27 protein-coding genes are annotated in these 23,117 nt (G+C 61.4%); 17 read left to right on the forward strand and 10 right to left on the reverse strand.

Annotated features, from left to right (window positions below; translation table 11 throughout):
* Positions 1–94: 94 nt before the first annotated feature.
* Entirely contained in the window at positions 95–526 is a 432-nt protein-coding gene (locus ACOYXG_RS25140) for an NINE protein (RefSeq protein WP_007964113.1), read from the reverse strand.
* Positions 527–774: 248 nt separating this feature from the next.
* Between ACOYXG_RS25140 and ACOYXG_RS25145 the strand changes: the two genes are divergently transcribed.
* The gene (locus ACOYXG_RS25145) at positions 775–1,401 is read left to right on the forward strand and encodes a C40 family peptidase (protein WP_003229112.1); all 627 of its coding nucleotides are present in this window, start codon (positions 775–777) and stop codon (positions 1,399–1,401) included.
* Positions 1,402–1,544: 143 nt separating this feature from the next.
* Here the strand turns inward: ACOYXG_RS25145 and ACOYXG_RS25150 are convergent, their stop codons facing one another.
* Positions 1,545–2,579, reverse strand: coding sequence for a type IV pilus twitching motility protein PilT (locus tag ACOYXG_RS25150; RefSeq protein ID WP_003229114.1), 1,035 nt, complete (start codon positions 2,577–2,579; stop codon positions 1,545–1,547).
* A 56-nt stretch (positions 2,580–2,635) separates the two neighbouring features.
* Here ACOYXG_RS25150 and ACOYXG_RS25155 point away from each other — a divergent pair, with 56 nt between their 5' ends.
* The 10 genes from ACOYXG_RS25155 to ACOYXG_RS25200 all read left to right on the forward strand — a co-directional run bounded on the left by ACOYXG_RS25155 (position 2,636) and on the right by ACOYXG_RS25200 (position 9,666).
* The gene (locus tag ACOYXG_RS25155; protein WP_460354584.1) at positions 2,636–3,322 is read left to right on the forward strand and encodes a YggS family pyridoxal phosphate-dependent enzyme; all 687 of its coding nucleotides are present in this window, start codon (positions 2,636–2,638) and stop codon (positions 3,320–3,322) included.
* 28 nt (positions 3,323–3,350) lie between these two features.
* On the forward strand, positions 3,351–4,169 hold the full coding sequence (gene proC, locus ACOYXG_RS25160; RefSeq protein ID WP_183784819.1) for a pyrroline-5-carboxylate reductase: 819 nt from the start codon (positions 3,351–3,353) through the stop codon (positions 4,167–4,169).
* Positions 4,170–4,179: 10 nt separating this feature from the next.
* On the forward strand, positions 4,180–4,770 hold the full coding sequence (locus ACOYXG_RS25165) for a YggT family protein (protein WP_027610578.1): 591 nt from the start codon (positions 4,180–4,182) through the stop codon (positions 4,768–4,770).
* Positions 4,767–5,060, forward strand: coding sequence for a DUF167 domain-containing protein (locus tag ACOYXG_RS25170; protein ID WP_096795761.1), 294 nt, complete (start codon positions 4,767–4,769; stop codon positions 5,058–5,060). Before ACOYXG_RS25165 ends, ACOYXG_RS25170 begins: the two co-directional genes overlap by 4 nt.
* A 229-nt stretch (positions 5,061–5,289) precedes the next feature.
* On the forward strand, positions 5,290–6,429 hold the full coding sequence (gene metX / locus ACOYXG_RS25175; protein WP_083367664.1) for a homoserine O-succinyltransferase MetX: 1,140 nt from the start codon (positions 5,290–5,292) through the stop codon (positions 6,427–6,429).
* 7 nt (positions 6,430–6,436) lie between these two features.
* Positions 6,437–7,057, forward strand: a complete 621-nt coding sequence (gene metW / locus ACOYXG_RS25180) for a methionine biosynthesis protein MetW (RefSeq protein WP_003229126.1) — start codon at positions 6,437–6,439, stop codon at positions 7,055–7,057.
* A gap of 26 nt (positions 7,058–7,083) precedes the next feature.
* Positions 7,084–7,518: a DUF4426 domain-containing protein gene (locus ACOYXG_RS25185; RefSeq protein ID WP_460354589.1), complete on the forward strand. Its 435-nt coding sequence runs from the start codon at positions 7,084–7,086 to the stop codon at positions 7,516–7,518.
* Positions 7,515–8,111 carry an RdgB/HAM1 family non-canonical purine NTP pyrophosphatase gene (rdgB, locus tag ACOYXG_RS25190; protein ID WP_460354592.1) on the forward strand — a complete coding sequence of 199 codons (597 nt, stop codon included), beginning with the start codon at positions 7,515–7,517 and terminating at the stop codon, positions 8,109–8,111. Before ACOYXG_RS25185 ends, rdgB begins: the two co-directional genes overlap by 4 nt.
* On the forward strand, positions 8,108–9,313 hold the full coding sequence (gene hemW / locus ACOYXG_RS25195) for a radical SAM family heme chaperone HemW (RefSeq protein WP_027610573.1): 1,206 nt from the start codon (positions 8,108–8,110) through the stop codon (positions 9,311–9,313). Before rdgB ends, hemW begins: the two co-directional genes overlap by 4 nt.
* A 29-nt stretch (positions 9,314–9,342) precedes the next feature.
* Complete coding sequence (locus ACOYXG_RS25200; RefSeq protein ID WP_003229134.1) at positions 9,343–9,666, forward strand: DUF3392 domain-containing protein; 324 nt, start codon at positions 9,343–9,345, stop codon at positions 9,664–9,666.
* A gap of 238 nt (positions 9,667–9,904) precedes the next feature.
* Here ACOYXG_RS25200 and trmB read toward each other — a convergent pair whose 3' ends face one another.
* The 4 genes from trmB to ACOYXG_RS25220 all read right to left on the reverse strand — a co-directional run bounded on the left by trmB (position 9,905) and on the right by ACOYXG_RS25220 (position 12,146).
* Positions 9,905–10,630, reverse strand: a complete 726-nt coding sequence (gene trmB / locus ACOYXG_RS25205) for a tRNA (guanosine(46)-N7)-methyltransferase TrmB (protein WP_027610572.1) — start codon at positions 10,628–10,630, stop codon at positions 9,905–9,907.
* A gap of 9 nt (positions 10,631–10,639) precedes the next feature.
* Complete coding sequence (locus ACOYXG_RS25210) at positions 10,640–11,434, reverse strand: thiazole synthase (protein ID WP_007964131.1); 795 nt, start codon at positions 11,432–11,434, stop codon at positions 10,640–10,642.
* Between the two features lie 59 nt (positions 11,435–11,493).
* On the reverse strand, positions 11,494–11,694 hold the full coding sequence (gene thiS, locus ACOYXG_RS25215; protein WP_167734067.1) for a sulfur carrier protein ThiS: 201 nt from the start codon (positions 11,692–11,694) through the stop codon (positions 11,494–11,496).
* 80 nt (positions 11,695–11,774) lie between these two features.
* Positions 11,775–12,146: a DUF423 domain-containing protein gene (locus ACOYXG_RS25220; RefSeq protein WP_003229144.1), complete on the reverse strand. Its 372-nt coding sequence runs from the start codon at positions 12,144–12,146 to the stop codon at positions 11,775–11,777.
* Positions 12,147–12,220: 74 nt separating this feature from the next.
* Between ACOYXG_RS25220 and mtgA the strand changes: the two genes are divergently transcribed.
* Positions 12,221–12,943: a monofunctional biosynthetic peptidoglycan transglycosylase gene (gene mtgA, locus ACOYXG_RS25225; RefSeq protein WP_027610570.1), complete on the forward strand. Its 723-nt coding sequence runs from the start codon at positions 12,221–12,223 to the stop codon at positions 12,941–12,943.
* A 199-nt stretch (positions 12,944–13,142) separates the two neighbouring features.
* On the opposite strand, the gene rpoH is transcribed toward mtgA, so the two are convergent.
* The 4 genes from rpoH to ftsY all read right to left on the reverse strand — a co-directional run bounded on the left by rpoH (position 13,143) and on the right by ftsY (position 17,317).
* Positions 13,143–13,997 (reverse strand): RNA polymerase sigma factor RpoH, encoded by an 855-nt coding sequence (gene rpoH / locus ACOYXG_RS25230; RefSeq protein WP_003229146.1) that lies wholly within the window; start codon positions 13,995–13,997, stop codon positions 13,143–13,145.
* A gap of 115 nt (positions 13,998–14,112) precedes the next feature.
* A complete protein-coding gene (ftsX, locus tag ACOYXG_RS25235; RefSeq protein WP_007964135.1) occupies positions 14,113–15,138 on the reverse strand; it encodes a permease-like cell division protein FtsX in 1,026 nt (341 codons plus the stop codon).
* Positions 15,135–15,806, reverse strand: coding sequence for a cell division ATP-binding protein FtsE (gene ftsE / locus ACOYXG_RS25240; RefSeq protein WP_003229148.1), 672 nt, complete (start codon positions 15,804–15,806; stop codon positions 15,135–15,137). Before ftsE ends, ftsX begins: the two co-directional genes overlap by 4 nt.
* Positions 15,803–17,317: a signal recognition particle-docking protein FtsY gene (ftsY, locus tag ACOYXG_RS25245; RefSeq protein ID WP_460354601.1), complete on the reverse strand. Its 1,515-nt coding sequence runs from the start codon at positions 17,315–17,317 to the stop codon at positions 15,803–15,805. The genes ftsE and ftsY overlap by 4 nt, the downstream gene beginning before the upstream one ends.
* Positions 17,318–17,661: 344 nt before the next feature.
* On the opposite strand from ftsY, the gene ACOYXG_RS25250 reads away from it, so the two are divergent.
* From ACOYXG_RS25250 to ACOYXG_RS25270, 5 genes are all read left to right on the forward strand, one after another.
* Positions 17,662–19,017: a M16 family metallopeptidase gene (locus ACOYXG_RS25250; protein ID WP_460354604.1), complete on the forward strand. Its 1,356-nt coding sequence runs from the start codon at positions 17,662–17,664 to the stop codon at positions 19,015–19,017.
* Complete coding sequence (locus ACOYXG_RS25255; RefSeq protein ID WP_460354607.1) at positions 19,010–20,497, forward strand: M16 family metallopeptidase; 1,488 nt, start codon at positions 19,010–19,012, stop codon at positions 20,495–20,497. The genes ACOYXG_RS25250 and ACOYXG_RS25255 overlap by 8 nt, the downstream gene beginning before the upstream one ends.
* On the forward strand, positions 20,497–21,108 hold the full coding sequence (gene rsmD / locus ACOYXG_RS25260; protein WP_027610566.1) for a 16S rRNA (guanine(966)-N(2))-methyltransferase RsmD: 612 nt from the start codon (positions 20,497–20,499) through the stop codon (positions 21,106–21,108). The genes ACOYXG_RS25255 and rsmD overlap by 1 nt, the downstream gene beginning before the upstream one ends.
* Positions 21,109–21,270: 162 nt before the next feature.
* On the forward strand, positions 21,271–22,266 hold the full coding sequence (locus tag ACOYXG_RS25265) for a hydrolase (protein ID WP_460354609.1): 996 nt from the start codon (positions 21,271–21,273) through the stop codon (positions 22,264–22,266).
* On the forward strand, positions 22,263–23,102 hold the full coding sequence (locus tag ACOYXG_RS25270; RefSeq protein ID WP_096795769.1) for an AraC family transcriptional regulator: 840 nt from the start codon (positions 22,263–22,265) through the stop codon (positions 23,100–23,102). The genes ACOYXG_RS25265 and ACOYXG_RS25270 overlap by 4 nt, the downstream gene beginning before the upstream one ends.
* Positions 23,103–23,117: the final 15 nt, after the last annotated feature.

The raw sequence follows: 23,117 nt of genomic DNA on the forward strand, positions 1-23,117 counted from the left end.
CCTCAATCTACAACCGCGGTGATTCAATTCCTCCGCGGTTGAATGTTTTAGGGCCGCTACGCGCCCCATCGGGGATAAATCCCCTCGCCACAGGTTACTGAAAGGCGCCGCGATTCTGCGCGTTACGCACCGAAACCTGATCATTCAGTGTCCAGAAGTCATACAGCACACCAATAAAGAACAACCCGCCGGTCAGCAGATACAGCAACCCGCTGATCCACTTGCCCTGGTACATCCGGTGCACGCCGAACACGCCCAGGAACGTCAGCAGAATCCACGCCACGTTGTATTCGATCGGCCCTGCGGTGAAACGCAGATCCGCCTCGCGATCCATTGCCGGGATCAGGAACACGTCGATCAGCCAGCCAATGCCCAGCAGACCGAAGGTGAAGAACCAGATCGTCCCGGTCACCGGCTTGCCGTAATAGAAGCGGTGAGCGCCGGTGAAACCAAAAATCCACAGCAGATAACCGATGATTTTGCTGTGCGTATCCTGCGGTGCAGCGACCTGCTGATAGCGGTTCATGAAGACCTCGATTCACTCGATAGATAAATTTTCTTTAATTCTTTGTGACTTTTTTACATGTAGCCGACGTACGGCAAATGTTACCGTGTCGTCCGTCAAAGCCTTATAGCACCGCACTTCTGTCCGACAATTGCGTCCGTTTGCCGCTTGTTTGGTTCCGTTGCCCTCCGATGGAATCGACCAACGGCCTCGGAAGGGACAAAAAAGCTGTTATAAAGTTGCGCGCTAACACATAAGAGCCACGCCTAATGCGACCATTTTTCAAGACATGGCTAACTATTTGCCTATTAATGCCACTGGCCGCCCACGCCACCAATCGTGAGCAACGTCTTCCCAACGTTAACGGTTTCACCCCTAAATCCCATGCTTCGGCTCCTTCGAGCAAGAGCAGCAAACAAACGAAACACACCACGCTCGCCAGCAAGAATCACGGCAAGCTGGTGCCACCGATGGCCAACAAGGAAAGCAGCAACGTCCTGAGCCGTGCGGTGAACGTCCTCGGTACTCCCTACCGTTGGGGCGGCAGCAGCCCAAGTAAAGGCTTCGACTGCAGCGGTCTGGTGAAATATGCGTTCAACGACGCCACATTCGACCTGCCACGCACTTCCAACGCGATGGCCAGCGGGCATGGCGAGAAAGTCGAACGCAAGGATCTGAAGCCGGGCGACCTGATTTTCTTCAACATCAAGAGCCGTCGGGTCAACCACGTTGCCATCTACCTGGGCAACGACCGCTTCATCCACGCACCACGTCGTGGCAAAGCGGTGAGCATCGATACGCTGAACAAGCCGTACTGGGAACAGCATTACGTGGTTGCCAAGCGCGTGCTGCCGAAAGAACCGGCTGGCAAGCAGATGCGTGTAGTTCAGCGCTGAGTCGACTGATCCGGAATCTGCTCAAGCAGTACTGACCCCTTCGCGAGCAAGCCCGCTCCCACATTTGATTTGTGAACGACACAGATCCAATGTGGGAGCGGGCTTGCTCGCGAAGAGGCCAGTGAAAGCAACACAAGCCTCTCTCAGAAATTATCCGGCGTACGCGCCTTTTCCCGCGCATGCTCGCGACTGATCAAGCCCTTGGTCACCAGTTCCTTCAGGCACATGTCGAGTGTCTGCATCCCCAACGACCCTCCGGTCTGAATCGCCGAATACATTTGCGCCACCTTGTCTTCGCGGATCAGGTTCCGGATCGCCGATGTTCCCAGCATGATTTCGTGCGCCGCGACCCGCCCGCCGCCGATCTTCTTGATCAGCGTCTGCGACACCACGGCCAGCAGCGACTCCGACAGCATCGAACGGACCATGGACTTCTCGTCGCCGGGGAACACATCGACAACACGGTCGATGGTCTTGGCGGCTGACGTCGTGTGCAGCGTGCCGAACACCAGATGCCCGGTCTCGGCAGCGGTCAGTGCGAGGCGAATGGTTTCCAGATCGCGCATCTCGCCCACCAGAATCACGTCCGGGTCTTCGCGCAGCGCCGAGCGCAACGCCGTGGCGAAGCTGCGGGTATCGCGATGGACTTCGCGCTGATTGATCAGGCATTTGCGCGATTCGTGGACGAATTCGATCGGGTCTTCGATGGTGAGGATATGGTGATGGCGATGGGTATTGAGGTAATCGATCATCGCCGCCAGCGTGGTCGATTTGCCGGACCCGGTCGGCCCGGTCACCAGCACCAGCCCGCGCGGCGCATCGGTGATCTTGCGAAAGACGTCGCCCATGCCGAGGTCTTCCATGCTCAGCACTTTCGAGGGAATGGTGCGGAACACCGCGCCGGCGCCCCGGTTCTGGTTGAACGCATTAACCCGAAAGCGCGCCACGCCGGGGACTTCGAACGAGAAATCCGTTTCCAGGTGTTTCTCGAAGTCGACCCGCTGGGTGTCGTTCATGATGTCGTAGATCAATTCGTGCACTTGCTTGTGATCCAGCGCCGGCAGATTGATCCGCCGCACATCGCCATCGACGCGGATCATCGGCGGCAGACCGGCCGACAGGTGCAGGTCGGAAGCGCCCTGTTTGGCGCTGAACGCCAGCAGTTCAGTGATATCCATAGCGTCCCTCAATTCCAGTAGAATGCCGCGAACCTTCAGACCGCCGGCGCCTCTTGATGTCCACGATAGCAGACAACATTCTTCAGGTTAGTTCGCGTATCCAGGCAGCGGCCAAAGCTGCAAACCGCGATGAACACAGCATCCAGTTGCTGGCCGTGAGCAAGACCAAACCGGCGCAGGACCTGCGTGAAGCCTACGCCGCCGGCCTGCGTGACTTTGGCGAGAACTATCTGCAGGAAGCCCTGGGCAAACAGCTCGAACTGGCCGACCTGCCCTTGATCTGGCACTTCATCGGCCCCATTCAATCGAACAAGACTCGCGCCATCGCCGAGCATTTCGACTGGGTGCACTCCGTGGATCGCCTGAAAATCGCCCAACGCCTGTCCGAGCAGCGCCCGACCGAGCTGCCGCCGCTGAACATCTGCATTCAGGTCAACGTCAGTGGTGAGGCCAGCAAGTCCGGCTGCACCCCGGCCGACCTACCGGCGCTGGCCGAGGCCATCAGCGCCCTGCCCCGGCTGAAACTGCGCGGGCTGATGGCGATTCCCGAGCCGACCGAAGATCGCGCCGAACAAGATGCCGCTTTTGCTGCCGTGCAACGTTTGCAGGACAGCCTGAATCTGCCGCTCGACACACTTTCCATGGGCATGAGCCACGACCTCGAGTCGGCCATCGTCCAAGGCGCCACGTGGGTGCGGATCGGTACCGCGCTGTTTGGCGCCAGAGATTACGGTCAGCAATGACCGACAGCCATCTGAAAAAGGACCTGACATGAGCAACACACGCATTGCCTTTATCGGTGCCGGCAACATGGCCGCCAGCCTGATCGGCGGCCTGCGGGCCAAGGGTCTGCAAGCCAGCCAGATTCGCGCCAGCGATCCGGGCGAAGAGACCCGCCAACGCGTCGGCGCCGAACACGGCATCGAAACCTTCGCCGACAACGCCCAGGCCATCGACGGCGTCGACGTGATCGTACTGGCGGTCAAGCCACAGGCGATGAAAGCCGTGTGCGAAGCCATCCGCCCAAGTCTGAAACCGCAGCAACTGGTGGTGTCGATCGCCGCCGGCATCACCTGCGCGAGCATGACCGCATGGCTCGGCGAGCAGCCGATCGTGCGCTGCATGCCCAACACCCCGGCGCTGTTGCGTCAGGGCGTCAGCGGTCTGTATGCCACCAGCGAAGTGACAGCCGAGCAGCGTCAGCAGGCTGAAGAGCTGCTGTCCGCCGTGGGCATCGCGCTGTGGTTGAACGAAGAGCAGCAACTCGATGCGGTGACCGCCGTCTCCGGTTCCGGCCCGGCGTATTTCTTCCTGCTGATCGAAGCGATGACCGCCGCTGGCGTCAAACTCGGCCTGCCAAAGGAAATCGCCGAGCAACTGACCCTGCAAACGGCGCTGGGCGCCGCGCACATGGCGGTATCCAGCGATGTCGACGCTGCTGAGCTGCGCCGCCGCGTGACCTCGCCAAATGGCACCACAGAGGCCGCGATCAAATCATTCCAGGCTAACGGCTTCGAAGCCCTGGTAGAAAAAGCACTCGGCGCCGCCGCGCACCGCTCGGCCGAAATGGCCGAACAACTGGGCAAATAAGGAGCCTTACATGATTGGATTGAACACCGCAGCGGTTTACGTGCTGCAAACCCTCGGCAGCCTGTACCTGTTGATCGTGCTGTTGCGCTTCGTCCTGCAACTGGTGCGCGCGAACTTCTACAACCCGCTGTGCCAGTTCGTGGTCAAGGCTACCCAGCCGCTGCTCAAGCCGCTGCGCCGGATCATCCCGAGCATCTTCGGCCTCGACATGTCTTCGCTGGTGCTGGCGATTCTGGTGCAACTGGCCCTGATGGCCCTGACCCTGCTGCTGACCTACGGCACCACCGGCAACCCGCTGCAACTGTTCATCTGGTCGATCATCGGCGTGACCGCGCTGTTCCTGAAGATTTTCTTCTTCGCCCTGATCATCAGCGTGATCCTGTCGTGGGTCGCCCCGGGCAGCCACAACCCGGGCGCTGAACTGGTGAACCAGATCTGCGAGCCGGCGCTGGCACCGTTCCGCAAGATTCTGCCGAACCTCGGCGGTCTGGACCTGTCGCCGATCTTCGCCTTCCTGGCGCTGAAGCTGATCGACATGCTGGTGATCAACAATCTGGCGGCGATGACCATGATGCCGGAAATCCTGCGCCTGCTGATGTGAGCTGGTTTCGCTGGGACGGGGACGATCTGATCCTCGAATGTCATCTGCAACCGGCAGCCCGCAGCGATGATTTCGCCGGGCTGCACGGTGACCGTCTGAAGATCCGCCTCACCGCGCCGCCGGTCGAGGGCAAGGCCAATGCGTATCTGATGGGCTTTCTGGCCAAGGCGTTTGGCGTGTCCAAGAGCCAGGTCAGTTTGCTCAGCGGCGAGTTGAACCGGCAGAAACGGGTGAAGATCTGTTCGCCGAAGAAGCTGCCGGAGTTGCCTGATCTGGTGCGTCCAGCCTGATCCACTGTGGTGAGGGGATTTATCCCCGATGGTCGCGAAGCGGCCCCCTGGTTGTTGCCAACCCCATTCTCTCGGCACGGCCAAAGATTACAGGGCTGCTACGCAGCCATCGGGGATTAATCCCCTCACCACAAGGACTTCGCTCAATCAACGATCAGGCCCCAACGTTGCTTGCCGCTAACCCCCCCGGTCTTTAGACTTACGCCTCATTTCAACGAGAGCAGGGTCGATGCCAGCTGCCTTTCCCCCCGATTCTGTTGGTCTGGTGACGCCGCAAACGGCGCACTTCAGTGAACCTCTGGCCCTGGCCTGTGGCCGTTCGCTGCCCGCCTACGACCTGATCTACGAAACCTATGGCACGCTGAACGCGCAGGCGAGCAACGCCGTGCTGATCTGCCACGCCTTGTCTGGTCATCATCACGCTGCCGGCTATCACAGCCCCGACGACCGCAAGCCCGGTTGGTGGGACAGTTGCATCGGCCCCGGCAAACCGATCGACACCAACAAGTTCTTCGTGGTCAGCCTGAACAATCTGGGCGGCTGCAACGGCTCCACCGGCCCGAGCAGTATCAACCCGGAGACCGGTAAGCCGTTCGGCGCCGACTTCCCGGTGCTCACCGTCGAAGACTGGGTGCACAGTCAGGCGCGTCTGGCGGACCTGCTCGGCATTCGTCAGTTCGCCGCCGTCATCGGCGGCAGCCTCGGCGGCATGCAGGCGTTGCAATGGACCATCACTTACCCGGATCGCGTGCGCCACTGCCTGGCCATCGCCTCGGCCCCCAAGCTGTCGGCGCAGAACATCGCCTTCAACGAAGTGGCGCGCCAGGCGATCCTTACCGACCCGGAGTTCCACGGTGGTTCGTTCCAGGAACAAGGGGTGATCCCCAAGCGCGGGCTGATGCTGGCGCGGATGGTCGGGCACATCACCTACCTGTCCGACGACTCGATGGGCGAAAAATTCGGCCGCGGCCTGAAGAGCGAAAAGCTCAACTACGACTTCCACAGCGTCGAGTTCCAGGTCGAAAGCTACCTGCGCTATCAGGGTGAAGAGTTTTCCGGGCGTTTCGACGCCAATACCTATCTGTTGATGACCAAGGCACTGGACTACTTCGATCCGGCGGCGAACTTCGACGATAACCTGGCGAAAACTTTCGAAAACGCCACCGCCAAGTTCTGCGTGATGTCGTTCACCACCGACTGGCGCTTCTCCCCGGCCCGCTCGCGGGAGCTGGTGGACGCGCTGATGGCGGCACGCAAAGACGTCAGCTATCTGGAAATCGACGCGCCACAGGGCCACGACGCCTTTCTGATTCCGATCCCGCGCTATTTGCAGGCGTTCGGCAATTACATGAACCGAATTACGGTGTGAACAAGCCATGAGAGCTGATCTGGAAATCATCCAGGAATGGATCCCCGCCGGCAGCCGCGTGCTCGACCTCGGTTGCGGCGACGGCGAACTGCTGACCTGGCTGCGCGACAACAAGAACGTCACCGGTTATGGCCTGGAAAACGACGCCGACAACATCGCCGAGTGCGTGGCCAAGGGCATCAACGTCATCGAGCAGGACCTGGACAAGGGGCTGGGCAACTTCGCCAGCAACAGTTTCGACATTGTCGTCATGACCCAGGCCCTGCAAGCCGTGCACTACCCGGACAAGATCCTCGACGAGATGCTGCGGGTCGGTCGTCAGTGCATCATCACCTTCCCCAACTTCGGTCACTGGCGCTGCCGCTGGTACCTGGCAAGCAAGGGCCGGATGCCGGTGTCGGAGTTTCTGCCGTACACCTGGTACAACACGCCGAACATTCACTTCTGCACCTTCGAAGACTTTGAAGAACTTTGTCGCGAACGTGATGCGAAGGTCATTGATCGGCTTGCCGTGGATCAACAGCACCGTCACGGGTGGGCCAGTAAGCTATGGCCTAATCTGTTAGGTGAGATTGGTATCTACCGCGTCAGCAGCCCGGTGCTTGCAGATCATCGGGTCGCGGTCTGAACCACGACATTTCGAGGAGAACGATCATGGGTCGCTTGATTACTGTGCTATTGGCCGCCTGCCTGAGTCTGTCGGCGGTGGCCGCCGATGCCATCAAGGGCGAACGCAAGGAAGTGTTCGGCGACGTTACCGTGCACTACAACACTTTCAACTCGACCTTCCTGACACCCGACATCGCCAAAGCAGCCGAGCTGATCCGCAGCAAGAACCAGGGCGTGATCAACGTCTCGGTGATCAAGGACGGCAAAACGCTGATCGCCAACGTCACCGGCACGGTCAAAGACCTGACCAGCCAGAGCGTGCCGCTGAACTTCCGCCAGGTCACCGAACAGGGCGCGATCTACTACATCGCCCAGTACCCGGTGGAGCAGCAGGAAACCCGCACCTTTGAAATCAAGGTGCAGAACGGTGACAAGATCAACACCATCAACTTCAACCAAGAACTCTTTCCCGGCGAATGATGAACCTCACGCAACTCGTACTGGCCAGCCATAACGCCGGCAAACTCAAGGAACTCCAGGCCATGCTCGGCGACTCGGTGCAACTGCGCTCGATCGGCGAATGGAGCAAGGTCGAACCGGAGGAAACCGGTCTGTCGTTCGTCGAGAACGCGATCCTCAAGGCGCGCAATGCCGCGCGCATCTCCGGCCTGCCGGCGCTGGCCGACGATTCCGGTCTGGCGGTGGATTTCCTCGGCGGTGCACCGGGCATCTACTCGGCGCGCTATGCCGACGGCAAGGGCGATGCGGCGAACAACGCCAAACTGCTCAAGGCCCTCAAAGACGTGCCGCAAGCCGAGCGCGGCGCGCAGTTCGTCTGCGTGCTGGCACTGGTGCGGCATGCCGATGATCCGCTGCCGATCCTCTGCGAAGGCCTGTGGCACGGGCGCATCCTGACCGCCGCCAGCGGCGAGCACGGTTTCGGCTACGACCCGCTGTTCTGGGTGCCGGAGCGAAACGTGTCCAGCGCCGAACTGAGCCCGGCCGACAAGAACCAGATCAGCCACCGCGCCCGTGCAATAGATCTGCTGCGCCAGCGTCTGGGCCTGAAATGACCGACAGCCACCCCGCGTCGTCGCTGATCATCGGCGGCGCCGCCTCTTCGCCTCGGGCGCCGCTGCCTACGCTGCCGCCTCTGGCGCTGTACATCCACATCCCGTGGTGTGTGCGCAAATGCCCGTATTGCGATTTCAACTCGCACACCGCCAGCCCGGTGCTACCGGAAGAGGAATACGTCGACGCGTTGCTGGCCGATCTCGATCAGGACCTGCACGCGGTGTATGGCCGTGAAATCAGTTCGATCTTCTTCGGTGGCGGTACGCCGAGCCTGTTCAGCGCGCAAGCCCTCGGGCGCTTGCTCAAAGGCGTCGAGCAGCGCATCCCGTTCGCCCACGACATCGAGATCACCCTGGAAGCCAATCCCGGCACCTTCGAGCAAGAGAAGTTCGTTGCGTATCGCAAGCTCGGGATCAATCGCCTGTCGATCGGCATTCAGAGCTTCCAGCAGCAGAAACTCGAAGCCCTCGGACGTATCCACAACGGCGACGAAGCGGTGCGCGCGGCCGGTATGGCGCGTCAGGCCGGGTTCGATAACTTCAACCTCGACTTGATGCACGGCTTGCCCGATCAGTCGCTGGAAGATGCCTTGAGCGACCTGCGTCAGGCCATCGAACTGCAACCGACGCACATCTCCTGGTATCAGCTGACACTGGAGCCGAACACGGTGTTCTGGAACCAGCCGCCGGTGCTGCCGGAAGACGACACGCTGTGGGACATTCAAGAAGCCGGACAAGCGCTGCTGGCCGCGCACGGTTACGCGCAATACGAAGTCTCGGCCTATGCCCAGCCCGGGCGGCCGGCACGGCACAACCTCAATTACTGGAGTTTCGGCGACTTCATCGGCATCGGTGCTGGCGCCCACGGCAAGCTCAGTCATCCGGACGGGCGCATCGTCCGCACCTGGAAGACACGCCTGCCGAAGGACTATCTCAACCCAGCCAAGAGTTTCCAGGCCGGCGAGAAAGCCCTGAGCAATGACGAGATGCCGTTCGAGTTCCTGATGAACGCCCTGCGCCTGACTGCCGGGGTGGAATCACGCCTGTATCCCGAACGCACCGGCCTGCCGCTGGAAAGTCTCGCCGAACACCGTCGCGAGGCCGAACAAAGTGGCCTGATGCAGGTCGAACCGTCACGTCTGGCGGCCACCGAGCGCGGACAACTGTTTCTCAACGACTTGCTGCAGAAATTTCTGAGCTGAGCCCTAACGGCCGCCCCAAGGAAAACCGCATGGATTTGATACTCGATCTGCTCGCCACCGTGTCCCGCTGGAGCCGCAGCAACCTCTCGGAAATCGCCCTGGCGCTGGTGGGCTGCCTGCTGGTGCTGTTCGGCGCCGACTTCAAGGGCTGGGTCGAGCAGCGTCTGGGCAGCATCGCCGGCGCCCTGCGCGTACCACTGATGGCCCTGCTGTGCGTGATCGGCAGCGGCGCCGCGCTGATCTATGCGACGCCGTGGGTGGTCAAGGGCCTGAGCCAGTTCAACAACTACAGCCTGGCACCGGTGCTGCTGGTGGTGCTGGTGCTTATCGGCGTAGTCGCTGACCGCCGCTGATCTTTCAGCACACCCAAAACAACTGTAGGAGCTGCGGCACGCTGCGATCTTTTGATCTTAAAAAATCAAAATCAAAAGATCGCAGCGCGCCGCAGCTCCTACACCGCTTGCACCGTAGACCTAAAACAACTGTGGGAGCGAGCCTGCTCGCGAAGACGTCTTAACATTCAACCTCATCGTTGAATGTCAGACCGCTTTCGCGAGCAGGCTCGCTCCCACCGTTTTTATTGCATGTTGCTTAAGCGATTTTCTCGAACTTCAGATCCCACACGCCATGCCCAAGACGTTCGCCGCGGCGTTCGAACTTGGTGATCGGGCGTTCGGCCGGGCGTGGTACGCATTTGCCGTCTTCGGCGAGGTTGCGGTAGCCCGGGGCGACGTTCATCACTTCCAGCATGTACTCGGCGTACGGCTCCCAGTCGGTGGCCATGTGCAGGATGCCGCCAACCTTCAGCTTGCTGCGCACCAGTTCGGCGAAGGACGCCTGAACGATACGACGCTTGTGGTGACGGCTCTTGTGCCATGGATCCGGGAAGAACAGCATCAGGCGATCGAGGCTGTTGTCGGCGATGCAGCGGTTGAGCACTTCAATCGCGTCGCAATCGTAGACCCGCAGGTTGGTCAGGCCCTGAGTCAGCACGCCGTTGAGCAGCGCGCCGACACCCGGACGGTGCACTTCAACACCGATGAAGTCCTGATCCGGCGCCGCCGCAGCCATTTCCAACAGCGAGTGGCCCATGCCGAAACCGATCTCCAGCGAGCGCGGTGCCGAACGGCCGAACACTTGATCGTAATCCACCGGCGCGTCGGCCAGCGGCAGCACGTACAGCGGCGCGCCCTGGTCCAGACCCCGTTGCTGGCCTTCGGTCATGCGCCCGGCGCGCATCACGAAGCTCTTGATGCGGCGGTGTTGGCGCTCGTCGCCCTCTTCCGTCTGGATAGGCGTGTCGTTCGATTCAGTCATCAATGGCTCTTACTTGATCAGACCATCCAGCGGCGAAGAGGCGCTGGCATAGAGTTTTTTCGGCATGCGGCCGGCGAGGTAGGCCAGACGGCCTGCGACGATCGCGTGTTGCATGGCTTGGGCCATCATCACCGGTTGCTGAGCATGGGCGATGGCCGAGTTCATCAGCACCGCGTCACAGCCCAGTTCCATGGCGATGGTGGCGTCGGAGGCGGTACCGACACCGGCATCCACCAGCACCGGAATCTTGGCTTCTTCGAGGATGATCTGCAGGTTGTACGGGTTGCAGATCCCCAGACCGGAACCGATCAGACCGGCCAGCGGCATGACCGCGATGCAGCCGATTTCCGCCAGTTGCCGGGCGATGATCGGGTCATCACTGGTGTAAACCATCACGTCGAAGCCTTCCTTGACCAGCGTTTCGGCGGCCTTGAGGGTTTCGATCACGTTGGGGAACAGGGTTTTCTGGTCGGCCAGCACTTCCAGCTTCACCAGGTTGTGACCATCGAGCAGCTCACGGGCCAGGCGGCAGGTGCGCACGGCCTCGATAGCGTCGTAGCAACCGGCGGTGTTCGGCAGGAAGGTGTAGCGATCGGGCGACAGCACTTCGAGCAGGTTCGGCTCGCCTTCGATCTGGCCGAGGTTGGTACGGCGCACGGCGAAGGTGACGATCTCGGCACCCGAGGCTTCGATGGCCTGACGGGTTTCTTCCATGTCACGGTACTTGCCGGTACCAACCAGCAAACGCGACTGGTAAGTACGACCGGCCAGAACAAAAGGCTTGTCGCTGCGAACGATGCTCATGGGGAATCCTCTTTAGGGGTGAGGGTCTTGCAGAATTCTGTGCCCTTGCGGGCCGGCGATCAGCCGCCGCCGATGGCGTGCACCACTTCGACGTTGTCGCCGTCGTTCAGGATGGTGTCGGCATGCTGGCTGCGCGGGACGATATCCAGATTGAGTTCGACTGCCACCCGGCGACCGGTCAGGTCCATACGGGCAATCAGGGCCGCAACGGTTTCACCGTCGGGCAGTTCAAGGGATTCGCCGTTCAACTGAATGCGCATGCGCCTGGCCGCCATCATTTTTAGGGGGTGGCATTCTAGCCCGATCATGACCTAAAGGTCAGCACCAAGCGTCAAGCGGTTTACTGCAGGCGCCAGGCGGCAAGTCCAAGACACAGCCAGCCAACCAGAAACGCCAGACCGCCGAACGGAGTGATGATGCCGAGCTTGCTGATACCTGTGGTGGTCAGCACATACAGGCTCCCGGAGAACAGCAGAATGCCGACGGCGAACGAAATGCCGGCCCAGGTCACCAGCCGCCCCTGAATCTGCGTGGCCAGCAGCGCCACACCGAACAGCGCCAGGGTGTGCACCAATTGATAGGTCACGCCGGTGTGGAAAATCGCCAGATACTCGGGGGTCAGGCGGCTCTTCAGGCCATGCGCGGCGAAGGCGCCAAGGCCCACACCGGTAAAACCAAAGAAAGCGGCCAGCATCAGAAAGCCACGCAGCATGTGGAACTCCAGTCAGACTCGTTCGGCAGGGTCTGTATAATGGCCCGCTCTATCGGTTCGGCCAAGCCATCTCTATGCTGCGTTCACTTTTGCGTCGTCTCACGAAGGCCCTGCTCTGGTTCGCGGGCGGCAGCGTATTGCTGGTGTTGCTGTTTCGCTTCGTGCCGCCGCCGGGTACGGCGCTGATGGTCGAGCGCAAGGTCGAATCCTGGGTCGACGGCGAACCGATCGACCTGCAGCGCACCTGGAAACCGTGGGACGAAATCTCCGACGACCTCAAGGTCGCGGTCATGGCCGGCGAAGATCAGAAGTTTCCCGAGCACTGGGGTTTTGACTTCGGCGCGATTCAGGCTGCGCTGGCCCACAACGAACTCGGCGGTTCGATTCGCGGTGCCAGCACCTTGAGCCAGCAAGTGTCGAAGAACCTGTTTCTGTGGTCGGGTCGCAGCTATCTGCGCAAAGGCCTGGAAGCGTGGTTTACCGCGTTGATCGAGGTGCTCTGGCCCAAGCAGCGGATTCTTGAGGTTTACCTGAACAGCGTCGAGTGGGATGACGGGGTTTTTGGTGCCGAAGCCGCAGCACGTCATCACTTTGGTGTGAGCGCCAAGTCACTGTCGCGGCAGCAGGCGAGTTATCTGGCGGCGGTGCTGCCTAACCCGCGCGTGTGGAGCGCCAGCCATCCGACGGCTTATGTATCGCGCCGGGCCGGGTGGATTCGCCAGCAGATGAGCCAGCTGGGTGGGACCAGTTACCTGCTGGGGCTTGATGATTCGCGTCGGGCGCCTTGGGCGCAATAGCAGGCCACATTCATCCAAACCCTGAAAAATCCCATGTGGGAGCGAGCCTGCTCGCGAAAGCGGTGTGCCAGCTTGCATTGATGTCACTGATAAACCGCATTCGCGAGCAGGCTCGCTCCCACAGGGATTTGTGTTGAAACAGAAATGAAAACGCCCCGATCATCGCTGATCGGGGCGTTTTTGTTTGCCTGAGCGCCGGTTATGCGGCGATCGACAACTTGAGCTTGTTCATCGCGCTCTTCTCGAGCTGACGGATCCGCTCGGCCGACACGTTGTACTTCTGCGCCAGGTCGTGCAGCGTGGCTTTCTCTTCTGCCAGCCAGCGCTGGTAGAGGATGTCGCGGCTACGCTCGTCCAGCACTTCCAGCGCTTCGTGCAGGTTGTGGTTGGAGTTGTCGCTCCAGTCGGCATCTTCCAGTTGACGCGCCGGGTCGTACCGGTGGTCTTCCAGGTAGTTGGCCGGCGACTGGAAAGCGCTGTCGTCATCGGCCTCTGCAGCCGGGTCGAAGGCCATGTCATGGCCAGTCAGGCGACTTTCCATCTCGCGCACTTCACGTGGTTCGACGCCAAGGCTTTCCGCCACACGGTGGACTTCCTCGTTGTTCAGCCACGCCAGACGTTTCTTCTGGCTGCGCAGGTTGAAGAACAGCTTGCGCTGGGCCTTGGTGGTCGCGACCTTCACAATGCGCCAGTTGCGCAGGATGAACTCGTGAATTTCCGCCTTGATCCAGTGCACGGCGAACGACACCAGACGCACACCCATTTCCGGGTTAAAGCGTTTTACCGCCTTCATCAGACCGACGTTGCCTTCCTGGATCAGGTCAGCCTGAGCCAGACCGTAGCCGGAATAGCTACGGGCAATGTGTACGACAAATCGCAGGTGGGCGAGCACCATCTGCCGAGCCGCCCCCAAATCCTGCTCATAGTAGAGACTCTCGGCCAGTTCACGCTCCTGCTCCGGCGTCAGCAATGGAATGCTGTTGACGGTGTGCACATAGGCTTCCAGGTTCGCACCCGGAACCAACGCGTACGCAGGTTGCAAAGAATTGGTCATGCGAAAAAACCTCCCACTTACATACTCGTGCCTCTCGGCACTGCGAAAAATTGACCGGGAATTCAAGTACAAGTTCCCAAAAAAACCGCAAGGTCAATCACGCGCAAAAAAGATTCTACTTCGGCGCCAGCTCCCTGAGATGACGTGCGACTGCAATCCATGCACCGATATAACCCAACAGCACCGCGCCAAGCAAGAGCGACAGACCGTCGGCAACTGGCACTCCGGCCAGCGCGAAATCACTGCCGTACAAGCCGGCCAGTCCAACCACCGCGTCGTTCAGCCAGTTCAGGCCGAACGCCAGCACACCCCAGGACAGAACCCCCGCACCGAAGCCATACAACGCGCCCATATAAAGGAAGGGGCGACGTACATAGCTGTCAGTGCCGCCGACGAGTTTAATCACTTCTATCTCTGTGCGGCGGTTTTCAATATGAAGACGAATGGTATTGCCTATCACCAAAAGTAATGCGGAAACCAAAAGCACCGTCAGACCGAAGACGAAACGATCACCGAGCTTGAGGATGGCGGCCAGACGCTCGACCCAGACTAGATCAAGTTGCGCCTGTTGTACCTTCGGCAGCTCGGAAAGTTTTTGTCTTAATGCTTCCAGAGTCGGCTTGTCGACCTCGTTCGGGGTCACCAGCACCACGCCCGGCAGCGGGTTCTCCGGCAGCTCGCGCAGGGCTTCGCCCAGACCGGACTGCTGCTGAAACTCTTCCAGCGCCTGATCACGACCGACATATTCGGCATCAGCGACGCCGGGCATGCCTTTGATCTGCTCGCGCAACGATTCACCCTGCGCGGGCGTGGCATCCAGCTGCAGGTACAGCGAAATCTGCGCCGCACGCTGCCACGAACCGCCGAGACGCTCGACGTTGTTGATCAGCAGTGACAAGCCCATCGGCAGGCTCAGCGCCACAGCCATCACCATGCAGGTGAAGAAGCTGCCGATCGGCTGCTTGCCGAGGCGCCGCAGGCTGTCGAGCAGGCTGGCACGGTGACTTTCGATCCACGAACGCAACAGCGTGGAAAAGTCCGGGCCGTCGTCATCGTCGTGTTTTTTCTTCTTTGGCGGTTGCGGGTCGGCGGCTTTCGGGGCCACGCGCTCGGAAACCTTCGGACTGCGTGTCGCACTCATACGCCGGCCTCCCCGTCGCCGATCAATCGGCCGCGTTGCAGGGTCAGCATGCGGTGCCGCATACGCGCAATCAGGGCCAGGTCGTGACTGGCGATCAGCACGCTGGTGCCCAGCCGGTTGATGTCTTCGAACACGCCCATGATCTCGGCCGCCAGACGCGGGTCGAGGTTACCGGTCGGTTCGTCCGCCAGCAGCAGGGCTGGACGGTGGACGATGGCGCGGGCGATGCCGACGCGCTGTTGCTGACCGGTGGACAGATCGCCCGGGTACAGATCGGTTTTATCCGACAGCGCCACGCGCTCCAGCGCCGAATCGACGCGCTTGGCGATTTCAGCCTTGGACAAGCCGAGAATCTGCAGCGGCAGCGCGACGTTGTTGAACACCGTGCGATCGAACAGCAACTGGTGATTCTGGAACACCACGCCGATCTGCCGACGCAGGAACGGAATCTGCGCGTTGCTGATGGTGCTCAGGTCCTGCCCGGCCAGCAGCAGTTTGCCGCTGGTCGGACGCTCCATCGCCAGCAACAGGCGCAACAGCGTGGACTTACCGGCACCGGAGTGACCGGTGACAAACAGAAACTCGCCACGACGGACTCGAAAGCTCAGCTCATGCAAGCCGACGTGACCGTTCGGGTAGCGTTTACCGACCTGTTCGAAACGAATCATGAACGCTCCCGTTCGGCAAACAGTGCCTGGACAAAGGGTTCGGCTTCAAAGGTACGCAGATCGTCGATGCCTTCACCGACACCGATGTAGCGGATCGGCAGGCCAAACTGCTTGGCCAGGGCGAAAATCACCCCGCCCTTGGCGGTACCGTCGAGCTTGGTCAGCGCCAGGCCGGTCAGTTCGACGGTCTGGTTGAATTGCTTGGCCTGGTTGATCGCGTTCTGACCGGTGCCGGCATCAAGTACCAGCAGCACTTCGTGCGGTGCGTCGGCGTCGAGCTTGCCGATCACCCGGCGAACTTTCTTCAGCTCTTCCATCAGGTTGTCTTTGGTGTGCAGACGACCGGCGGTGTCGGCGATCAGCACGTCGATGCCACGGGCCTTGGCGGCCTGCACGGCGTCGAAGATCACCGACGCAGAGTCGGCGCCGGTGTGCTGGGCGATCACCGGGATCTTGTTGCGCTCGCCCCAGACCTGCAGCTGCTCAACGGCAGCGGCGCGGAAGGTGTCACCGGCGGCGAGCATGACTTTCTTGCCTTCCAGTTGCAGCTTCTTCGCCAGTTTGCCGATGGTGGTGGTCTTGCCAGCGCCATTGACGCCGACCACCAGAATCACGAACGGCTTGCTCTGCGAGGCAATTTTCAGCGGCTGCTCGACCGGCTTGAGCATTGACGCCAGCTCGGCCTGCAACGACTTGTACAGCGCGTCGGCGTCGGCCAGCTCTTTGCGGGCGACCTTCTGGGTCAGGCGCTGGATGATCTGCGTGGTGGCTTCGACACCGACGTCGGCGGTCAGCAGTCGGGTCTCCAGCTCATCGAGCAGGTCGTCATCAATGGTTTTACGGCCGAGAAACAGGCTGGCCATGCCCTCGCCGATGCTGGCGCTGGTTTTCGACAGGCCTTGCTTGAGGCGGGCGAAGAAGCCGACTTTGGTTTCTTCGCTGCGCGGGGCTTCCACTGGCGTTTCAGCAACCACGTCTACCGGCACCACCGGAGCAGCGACGACCGGTGCAGGTGCAGGTGCAGGCTCGAGCTGCTGAACGACCGGCGCAACAGGGGCGACGACCACCGGGGTCACTGGCTCGGGAACAACCGGCGCAGGCTCGACAACCGGCTCAACCAATGGCGCCTGAGCGACTTCAGGGACGAACGCGGCAGGTGCAGGAATCGGCGGCGTCACATGCGGCGCAGCCTCTTCGACCAAGGCCACCGGCTCTTCCGCCACCGGCAAGGTCAGCCACGGCTCGGCCGCCGGAGTCAGTGGCAGCTCGGCCGCTACCGGGGTTTCAGGTTCTGGCTCGGGCTCGACCGGTTGCAGCACCGGCTCGGCGATCGGCAGCACGATCGGCGCCGGCTCTTCTTCTATAGCAGGCGCTGGCGTCGGAGCCGGTTCAGGAATCGCGGGCGGCTGTTCGACGACGGGTTCCTGCGGTTTCTTACGCAGCCATCCGAACAGGCTTTTCTTCTCGCCAGCCGCAGCTGGGGTCTTCTTGTCGTCGTTGGAACCAAACATGGAGGACGGCTATCTCACGGTAGCGACGCGCCATAAGGGCGCCCCGGCAAATAAATATTCGATGCAGAACAGACTGTGTTTCATCCAGCTTGTTCACGCGCAACATTTTGTCGAGGCGCCAGCGGCACCCCAAAGATTCGTATTAACGAAGGACTAAACCGGCAAAATCGGCGAAAAAGCGAAGTCTAGTCGATAAACCGCAGCTTTCTGCCGCCAACCTATACAACCGTATCAGGCCTGAAAACCTGATAGGCGTGGTCGCCGGTAAAACGGATCAGTATCCTAGCACCCTCTCGCCCGCCGACGCTAAGACCAAGCGGGCAGCCCAACAGGTTAAAAAACGAATGAATGCTCTAGCCCGCCGCGCTGCAGGCCTGCTGCTCAGCACAGTCTGCCTGCCCCTTTCGGCCCTGGCGGCCGACCCGCAACCGACCCACGAATTCACCCTCGACAATGGCCTGAAGGTCGTCGTGCGCGAAGACCATCGCGCGCCGGTGGTGGTGTCGCAGGTCTGGTACAAGGTCGGTTCCAGCTACGAAACTCCGGGCCAGACCGGCCTGTCCCACGCGCTTGAGCACATGATGTTCAAGGGCAGCGAGAAAGTCGGTCCCGGCGAAGCCTCGCTGATCCTGCGCGACCTGGGCGCCGAAGAAAACGCCTTCACCAGTGACGACTTCACCGCCTATTACCAGGTGCTGGCCCGCGACCGTCTGGGCGTAGCGTTCGAACTGGAAGCCGACCGCATGGCCAATCTGCGCCTGCCGGCTGACGAGTTCGCCAAGGAAATCGAAGTCATCAAGGAAGAGCGCCGCCTGCGCACCGACGACAAACCGATGTCCAAAGCCTACGAACGCTACAAGGCGATGGCTTACCCGGCCAGCGGCTACCACACGCCGACCATCGGCTGGATGGCCGATCTGGACCGGATGAAGGTTGAGGAGCTGCGGCATTGGTATCAGTCCTGGTATGTGCCGAACAACGCCACACTGGTGGTGGTCGGCGACGTCACCCCAGATGAAGTGAAAACCCTCGCCCAGCGCTACTTCGGCCCGATTGCCAAGCGCGACGTGCCGCCAGCGAAGAAACCGCTGGAACTGGCCGAGCCGGGTAAGCGCCAGATCACCCTGCATGTGCAGACCCAACTGCCCAGCCTGATGCTCGGTTTCAACGTGCCCAGCATCGCCACCGCTGAAGACAAGCGCTCGGTCAACGCCCTGCGCCTGATCTCGGCGCTGCTCGACGGCGGCTACAGCGGGCGCATCCCGACGCAACTGGAGCGCGGTGAAGAGCTGGTCTCGGGCGGTTCGTCGAGCTACGACGCCTACACCCGTGGTGACAGCCTGTTCACCCTGTCGGCGACGCCGAACACGCAGAAGAAAAAGACCATGGCGCAAGCTGAAGCCGGTCTGTGGAAACTGCTGGAACAGCTGAAAACCACCGCACCGTCCACCGAAGAACTCGAGCGCGTGCGGGCACAAGTGATTGCCGGCCTGGTGTTCGAACGTGATTCGATCACCAGTCAGGCCACCGCCATCGGCCAACTGGAAACGGTCGGTCTGTCGTGGAAGTTGATGGACACCGAACTCGCCGATCTGGAAAGCGTGACCCCGCAAGACATCCAGAACGCCGCCAAGCTGTATTTCACCCGCGAACGTCTCAGCGTCGCCCATGTCCTGCCACTGGAGACGACTCATGAGTGAGCGCAAATCCCCACGCCTGTTGCTTGGTCTGATCGCCGTGGCGGTCATCGGCTCCGCCGCGTTCTATCTGATGCCCGGTGTCAAAACCGACGCCAGCGAAGCACTGGACAACGCCAAGACCAGCCAGAAGCTGCAATCGCTGGCCGAACTCGACGGCAAGGCCCCTGCCAGCCGCAAGCTCGACGTGCAGACCTGGAACACCGCCGAAGGCGCCAAGGTGCTCTTCGTCGAAGCCCATGAGCTGCCGATGTTCGACATGCGCCTGATCTTCGCCGCCGGCAGCAGTCAGGACGGCAATGCACCGGGCCTGGCAGTCCTGACCAACGCCATGCTCAACGAAGGCGTGGCCGGCAAGGACGTTGGCGCCATCGCCCAAGGCTTCGAAGGCCTCGGTGCGGATTTCGGCAATGGTGCCTACAAGGACATGGCGCTGGCTTCGCTGCGCAGTCTGAGCGCCGCCGACCAGCGCGAGCCGGCGCTGAAGCTGTTCTCAGAAGTGGTGGGCAAACCGACCTTCCCGGCCGACTCCTTTGCGCGCATCAAGAACCAGATGCTCGCCGGTTTCGAATACCAGAAACAGAACCCCGGCAAACTCGCCAGCCTCGAGCTGATGAAGCGTTTGTACGGCGACCACCCGTATGCGCATTCCAGCGACGGCAACCCGCAGAGCGTGCCGAAGATCACTCTGGCGCAACTGCGTGAATTCCACGCCAAGGCCTACGCGGCCGGCAACGTGGTGATCGCGCTGGTCGGTGACTTGTCTCGCGCCGAAGCCGAGGCGATTGCCAATCAGGTCTCCGGCGCCCTGCCTAAAGGCCCGGCCTTGGCGAAAATCGCCCAGCCGCAGGAACCAAAAGCCAGCGTCAATCACATCGAGTTCCCGTCGAAGCAGACCAACCTGTTGCTCGCGCAACTGGGCATCGATCGTGACGACCCGGATTACGCGGCGCTGTCGATGGGCAACCAGATCCTCGGTGGCGGCGGTTTCGGCACCCGCCTGATGAGCGAAGTGCGCGAAAAGCGCGGCCTGACCTATGGCGTGTACTCGGGTTTCAGCCCGATGCAGGCTCGCGGCCCGTTCATGATCAACCTGCAGACTCGCGCGGAAATGAGCGAAGGCACCCTGAAACTGGTGCAGGACGTGCTCGCCGATTACCTGAAGAGCGGCCCGACCCAGAAAGAACTCGACGACGCCAAGCGCGAGCTGGCCGGCAGCTTCCCGCTGTCCACCGCAAGCAACGCCGATATCGTCGGCCAACTGGGCGCCATGGGCTTCTATAATCTGCCGTTGAGCTATCTGGATGACTTCATGCGTCAGTCCCAGAGCCTGACTGTCGAGCAGGTCAAAGACGCGATGAACAAACACCTGAGCACGGACAAACTGGTCATCGTCAGCGCTGGCCCGACCGTGCCGCAAAAGCCGTTACCGGCCCCATCTGATAAACCTGCCGAGCAACCGCTCGGGGTTCCGGAGCATTAATGGCTACTCGTCCTAAAAAACCTGCGCAGAACGTCCACAACGGTGTGAACCAGCTGCGTATCATCGGCGGCGAATGGCGCAGCCGCAAACTGAGCTTCCCCGATGCACCGGGACTGCGCCCGACACCGGACCGTGTGCGCGAAACCCTGTTCAACTGGCTCGCGCCGTATGTGGCCGGGGCCAAGGTGCTGGACCCGTTCGCCGGCAGCGGCGCGCTGTTTCTCGAGGCACTGTCGCGTGGCGCGGCCATGGGTCAGGCGCTGGATGCCAGCCACGTTGCGGTGTCGAGCCTGAAAGAACACCTGGGCACCCTGCGCTGCACCAACGGCCAGGTGCAGACCGCCGATGCGCTGCGTTATCTGGAAACCCAGGTGGCCACGCCGTTTGATCTGGTGTTCCTCGATCCGCCGTTCAACCAGAACCTGCTTCCGGCCGTCTGCACCCTGCTGGAAGAGCGCCAATGGCTGGCGCCGGATTCGTGGATCTACACTGAAAGCGAGACCGCGCCTTCGACGCTGGGTCTGCCGGGCAACTGGCGCCTGCACCGCGAGCAGAAATCCGGGCGGGTGTACTACGCGTTGTGGCAACGTATGGCAGAGATCGCCGGTTAACTGAAAGTTTGCGCTATATCTGTGGCGAGGGAGCTTGCTCCCGCTGGGTCGCGTAGCGGCCCCTTTTTCAGAAGCGAGGCCTGCTGCGCAGTCCAGCGGGAGCAAGCTCCCTCGCCACAAAAGCGTGAGTACTCTGCCCACAAAGCTGCATCGAGAATCATCGTGCCCGCTTCTTCAGATCGCTTTACCCCCGCCTTCGGCCTCGGCAACCCGCACCTGCAAACCTTGTGGGGGCCGCTGTGGCGCAAAACCGTGCACCTTGATCGCGAACGCGAACGCCTGTGGCTGGACGACGGCGACTTCCTCGACCTCGACTGGCATGGCCCGCACAGCGCCGAGGCGCCGCTAGTGCTGGTATTGCACGGGCTGACCGGTTCTTCCAATTCACCCTACGTCGCCGGAATTCAGGCCGCCCTCGCCGCACAAGGCTGGGCCAGCGTCGCGCTGAACTGGCGCGGTTGCTCCGGCGAACCCAACCTGCTGCCGCGCAGTTACCACTCCGGTGCCAGCGAAGACCTCGCCGAAACCATCAGACACCTGCGCGCCAAGCGGCCACTGGCGCCGCTGTATGCGGTCGGCTATTCCCTCGGCGGCAATGTGTTGCTCAAGCATCTGGGCGAGACCGGCAGCGACAGCGGCGTGCTCGGTGCGGTGGCGGTGTCGGTGCCGTTTCGTCTCGATCAATGCGCCGATCGGATCGGTCAGGGGTTCTCCAAGGTCTATCAGGCGCACTTCATGCGCGAGATGGTCGCCTACATCAGAAACAAGCAACGCCAGTTCCAGCATGACGGACGCGAGGATGGCCTGGCGGCTCTGGCGGCGCTCGGTTCGCTGGAGAACATGCGCACCTTCTGGGACTTTGATGGCCGGATCACTGCGCCGTTGCATGGTTTTACCGATGCCGAGGATTACTATCGCCGGGCATCGAGTCGCTACTTTCTCGGTGAAATCCGCACCCCGACCCTGATCATTCAGGCGGCCGACGACCCCTTTGTATTCCCCCACAGCCTGCCGACGGCCGAAGAGCTGTCCACCAGCACCCGGTTCGAGCTGCAGGCCAAGGGTGGGCATGTCGGCTTCGTCGATGGCACGTTGCGCCAGCCCGGTTACTACCTGGAACGGCGCATCCCGCAATGGCTGGCCCGTGTGACGTCATGAACGATCAGGGCGAGTCGATCCGCTTCTGGCAAACCGCGCCGCTGGCCGGGGTCGAGTTGCTGTCGGCGCGCTACATCGAGCATCGCTTCGCCCCACACGTGCACGACGGCTATGTGATCGGCATGATCATGGCCGGTGCCCAGCGTTATCGCTATCGCGGTGCCGAACACCTGGCCGGCAGCGGCACGCTGGTGCTGATCAACCCGGACGAATTGCACACCGGGCACAAGGGCACCGAGGACGGCTGGCTGTACCGGGCGTTTTATCCCGATACCGGACAGATCGTTTCACTGCTCGAAGAACTGGAACTGCCCACCGCGCCGATGCCGGCCTTCGGCGCAACGCTGTACCGCGACCCGGATCTGGTCAACGGTTTCTGTCAGTTGCATCGCTTGCTGGAAAGCCCGGCCACCGCGCTGCAACAGCAGACGATGTGGCGCGAGATGATGATGCTGCTGTTGCAGCGGCATGCGGCGGTGCAAATCAACGGCAAACCGGGCAAGGAGCATCGCGCGGTGGTGATGGCCAAGGAGCTGCTGCATGCGCAACTGGCTGCGCCGCCGTCGCTGGAAGAATTGGCGGCCGCGGTGAACCTGTCGCCCTTCCACTTCGCCCGGGTGTTCCGCCGCGCTACCGGCATGCCGCCTCACACCTGGCTGATGCAGCAGCGCATCGCCACGGCCCGGGGCTTATTGCAGCACGGTTGCCTGCCGGTGGAAGTCGCCATGCAGTTGGGTTTTGCCGACCAGAGTCATCTGAGCCGGCAGTTCAAGCAGGTGTATGGCGTGGGGCCGGCGGCGTATCGCAGTGCCCGACAACCTGTCAGCGACGATTAACCCCTGTGGGAGCGG

The organism is Pseudomonas sp. G3-39 (genome assembly GCF_054790485.1).

Coding starts and splice junctions, on each gene's coding strand:
- ACOYXG_RS25140 (WP_007964113.1), bottom strand. CDS start 526: ATGAACCGCTATCAGCAGGTCGCTGCACCGCAGGATACGCACAGCAAA.
- ACOYXG_RS25145 (WP_003229112.1), top strand. CDS start 775: ATGCGACCATTTTTCAAGACATGGCTAACTATTTGCCTATTAATGCCA.
- ACOYXG_RS25150 (WP_003229114.1), bottom strand. CDS start 2,579: ATGGATATCACTGAACTGCTGGCGTTCAGCGCCAAACAGGGCGCTTCC.
- ACOYXG_RS25155 (WP_460354584.1), top strand. CDS start 2,636: ATGTCCACGATAGCAGACAACATTCTTCAGGTTAGTTCGCGTATCCAG.
- proC (WP_183784819.1), top strand. CDS start 3,351: ATGAGCAACACACGCATTGCCTTTATCGGTGCCGGCAACATGGCCGCC.
- ACOYXG_RS25165 (WP_027610578.1), top strand. CDS start 4,180: ATGATTGGATTGAACACCGCAGCGGTTTACGTGCTGCAAACCCTCGGC.
- metX (WP_083367664.1), top strand. CDS start 5,290: ATGCCAGCTGCCTTTCCCCCCGATTCTGTTGGTCTGGTGACGCCGCAA.
- metW (WP_003229126.1), top strand. CDS start 6,437: ATGAGAGCTGATCTGGAAATCATCCAGGAATGGATCCCCGCCGGCAGC.
- ACOYXG_RS25185 (WP_460354589.1), top strand. CDS start 7,084: ATGGGTCGCTTGATTACTGTGCTATTGGCCGCCTGCCTGAGTCTGTCG.
- rdgB (WP_460354592.1), top strand. CDS start 7,515: ATGATGAACCTCACGCAACTCGTACTGGCCAGCCATAACGCCGGCAAA.
- hemW (WP_027610573.1), top strand. CDS start 8,108: ATGACCGACAGCCACCCCGCGTCGTCGCTGATCATCGGCGGCGCCGCC.
- ACOYXG_RS25200 (WP_003229134.1), top strand. CDS start 9,343: ATGGATTTGATACTCGATCTGCTCGCCACCGTGTCCCGCTGGAGCCGC.
- trmB (WP_027610572.1), bottom strand. CDS start 10,630: ATGACTGAATCGAACGACACGCCTATCCAGACGGAAGAGGGCGACGAG.
- ACOYXG_RS25210 (WP_007964131.1), bottom strand. CDS start 11,434: ATGAGCATCGTTCGCAGCGACAAGCCTTTTGTTCTGGCCGGTCGTACT.
- thiS (WP_167734067.1), bottom strand. CDS start 11,694: ATGCGCATTCAGTTGAACGGCGAATCCCTTGAACTGCCCGACGGTGAA.
- ACOYXG_RS25220 (WP_003229144.1), bottom strand. CDS start 12,146: ATGCTGCGTGGCTTTCTGATGCTGGCCGCTTTCTTTGGTTTTACCGGT.
- mtgA (WP_027610570.1), top strand. CDS start 12,221: ATGCTGCGTTCACTTTTGCGTCGTCTCACGAAGGCCCTGCTCTGGTTC.
- rpoH (WP_003229146.1), bottom strand. CDS start 13,997: ATGACCAATTCTTTGCAACCTGCGTACGCGTTGGTTCCGGGTGCGAAC.
- ftsX (WP_007964135.1), bottom strand. CDS start 15,138: ATGAGTGCGACACGCAGTCCGAAGGTTTCCGAGCGCGTGGCCCCGAAA.
- ftsE (WP_003229148.1), bottom strand. CDS start 15,806: ATGATTCGTTTCGAACAGGTCGGTAAACGCTACCCGAACGGTCACGTC.
- ftsY (WP_460354601.1), bottom strand. CDS start 17,317: ATGTTTGGTTCCAACGACGACAAGAAGACCCCAGCTGCGGCTGGCGAG.
- ACOYXG_RS25250 (WP_460354604.1), top strand. CDS start 17,662: ATGAATGCTCTAGCCCGCCGCGCTGCAGGCCTGCTGCTCAGCACAGTC.
- ACOYXG_RS25255 (WP_460354607.1), top strand. CDS start 19,010: ATGAGTGAGCGCAAATCCCCACGCCTGTTGCTTGGTCTGATCGCCGTG.
- rsmD (WP_027610566.1), top strand. CDS start 20,497: ATGGCTACTCGTCCTAAAAAACCTGCGCAGAACGTCCACAACGGTGTG.
- ACOYXG_RS25270 (WP_096795769.1), top strand. CDS start 22,263: ATGAACGATCAGGGCGAGTCGATCCGCTTCTGGCAAACCGCGCCGCTG.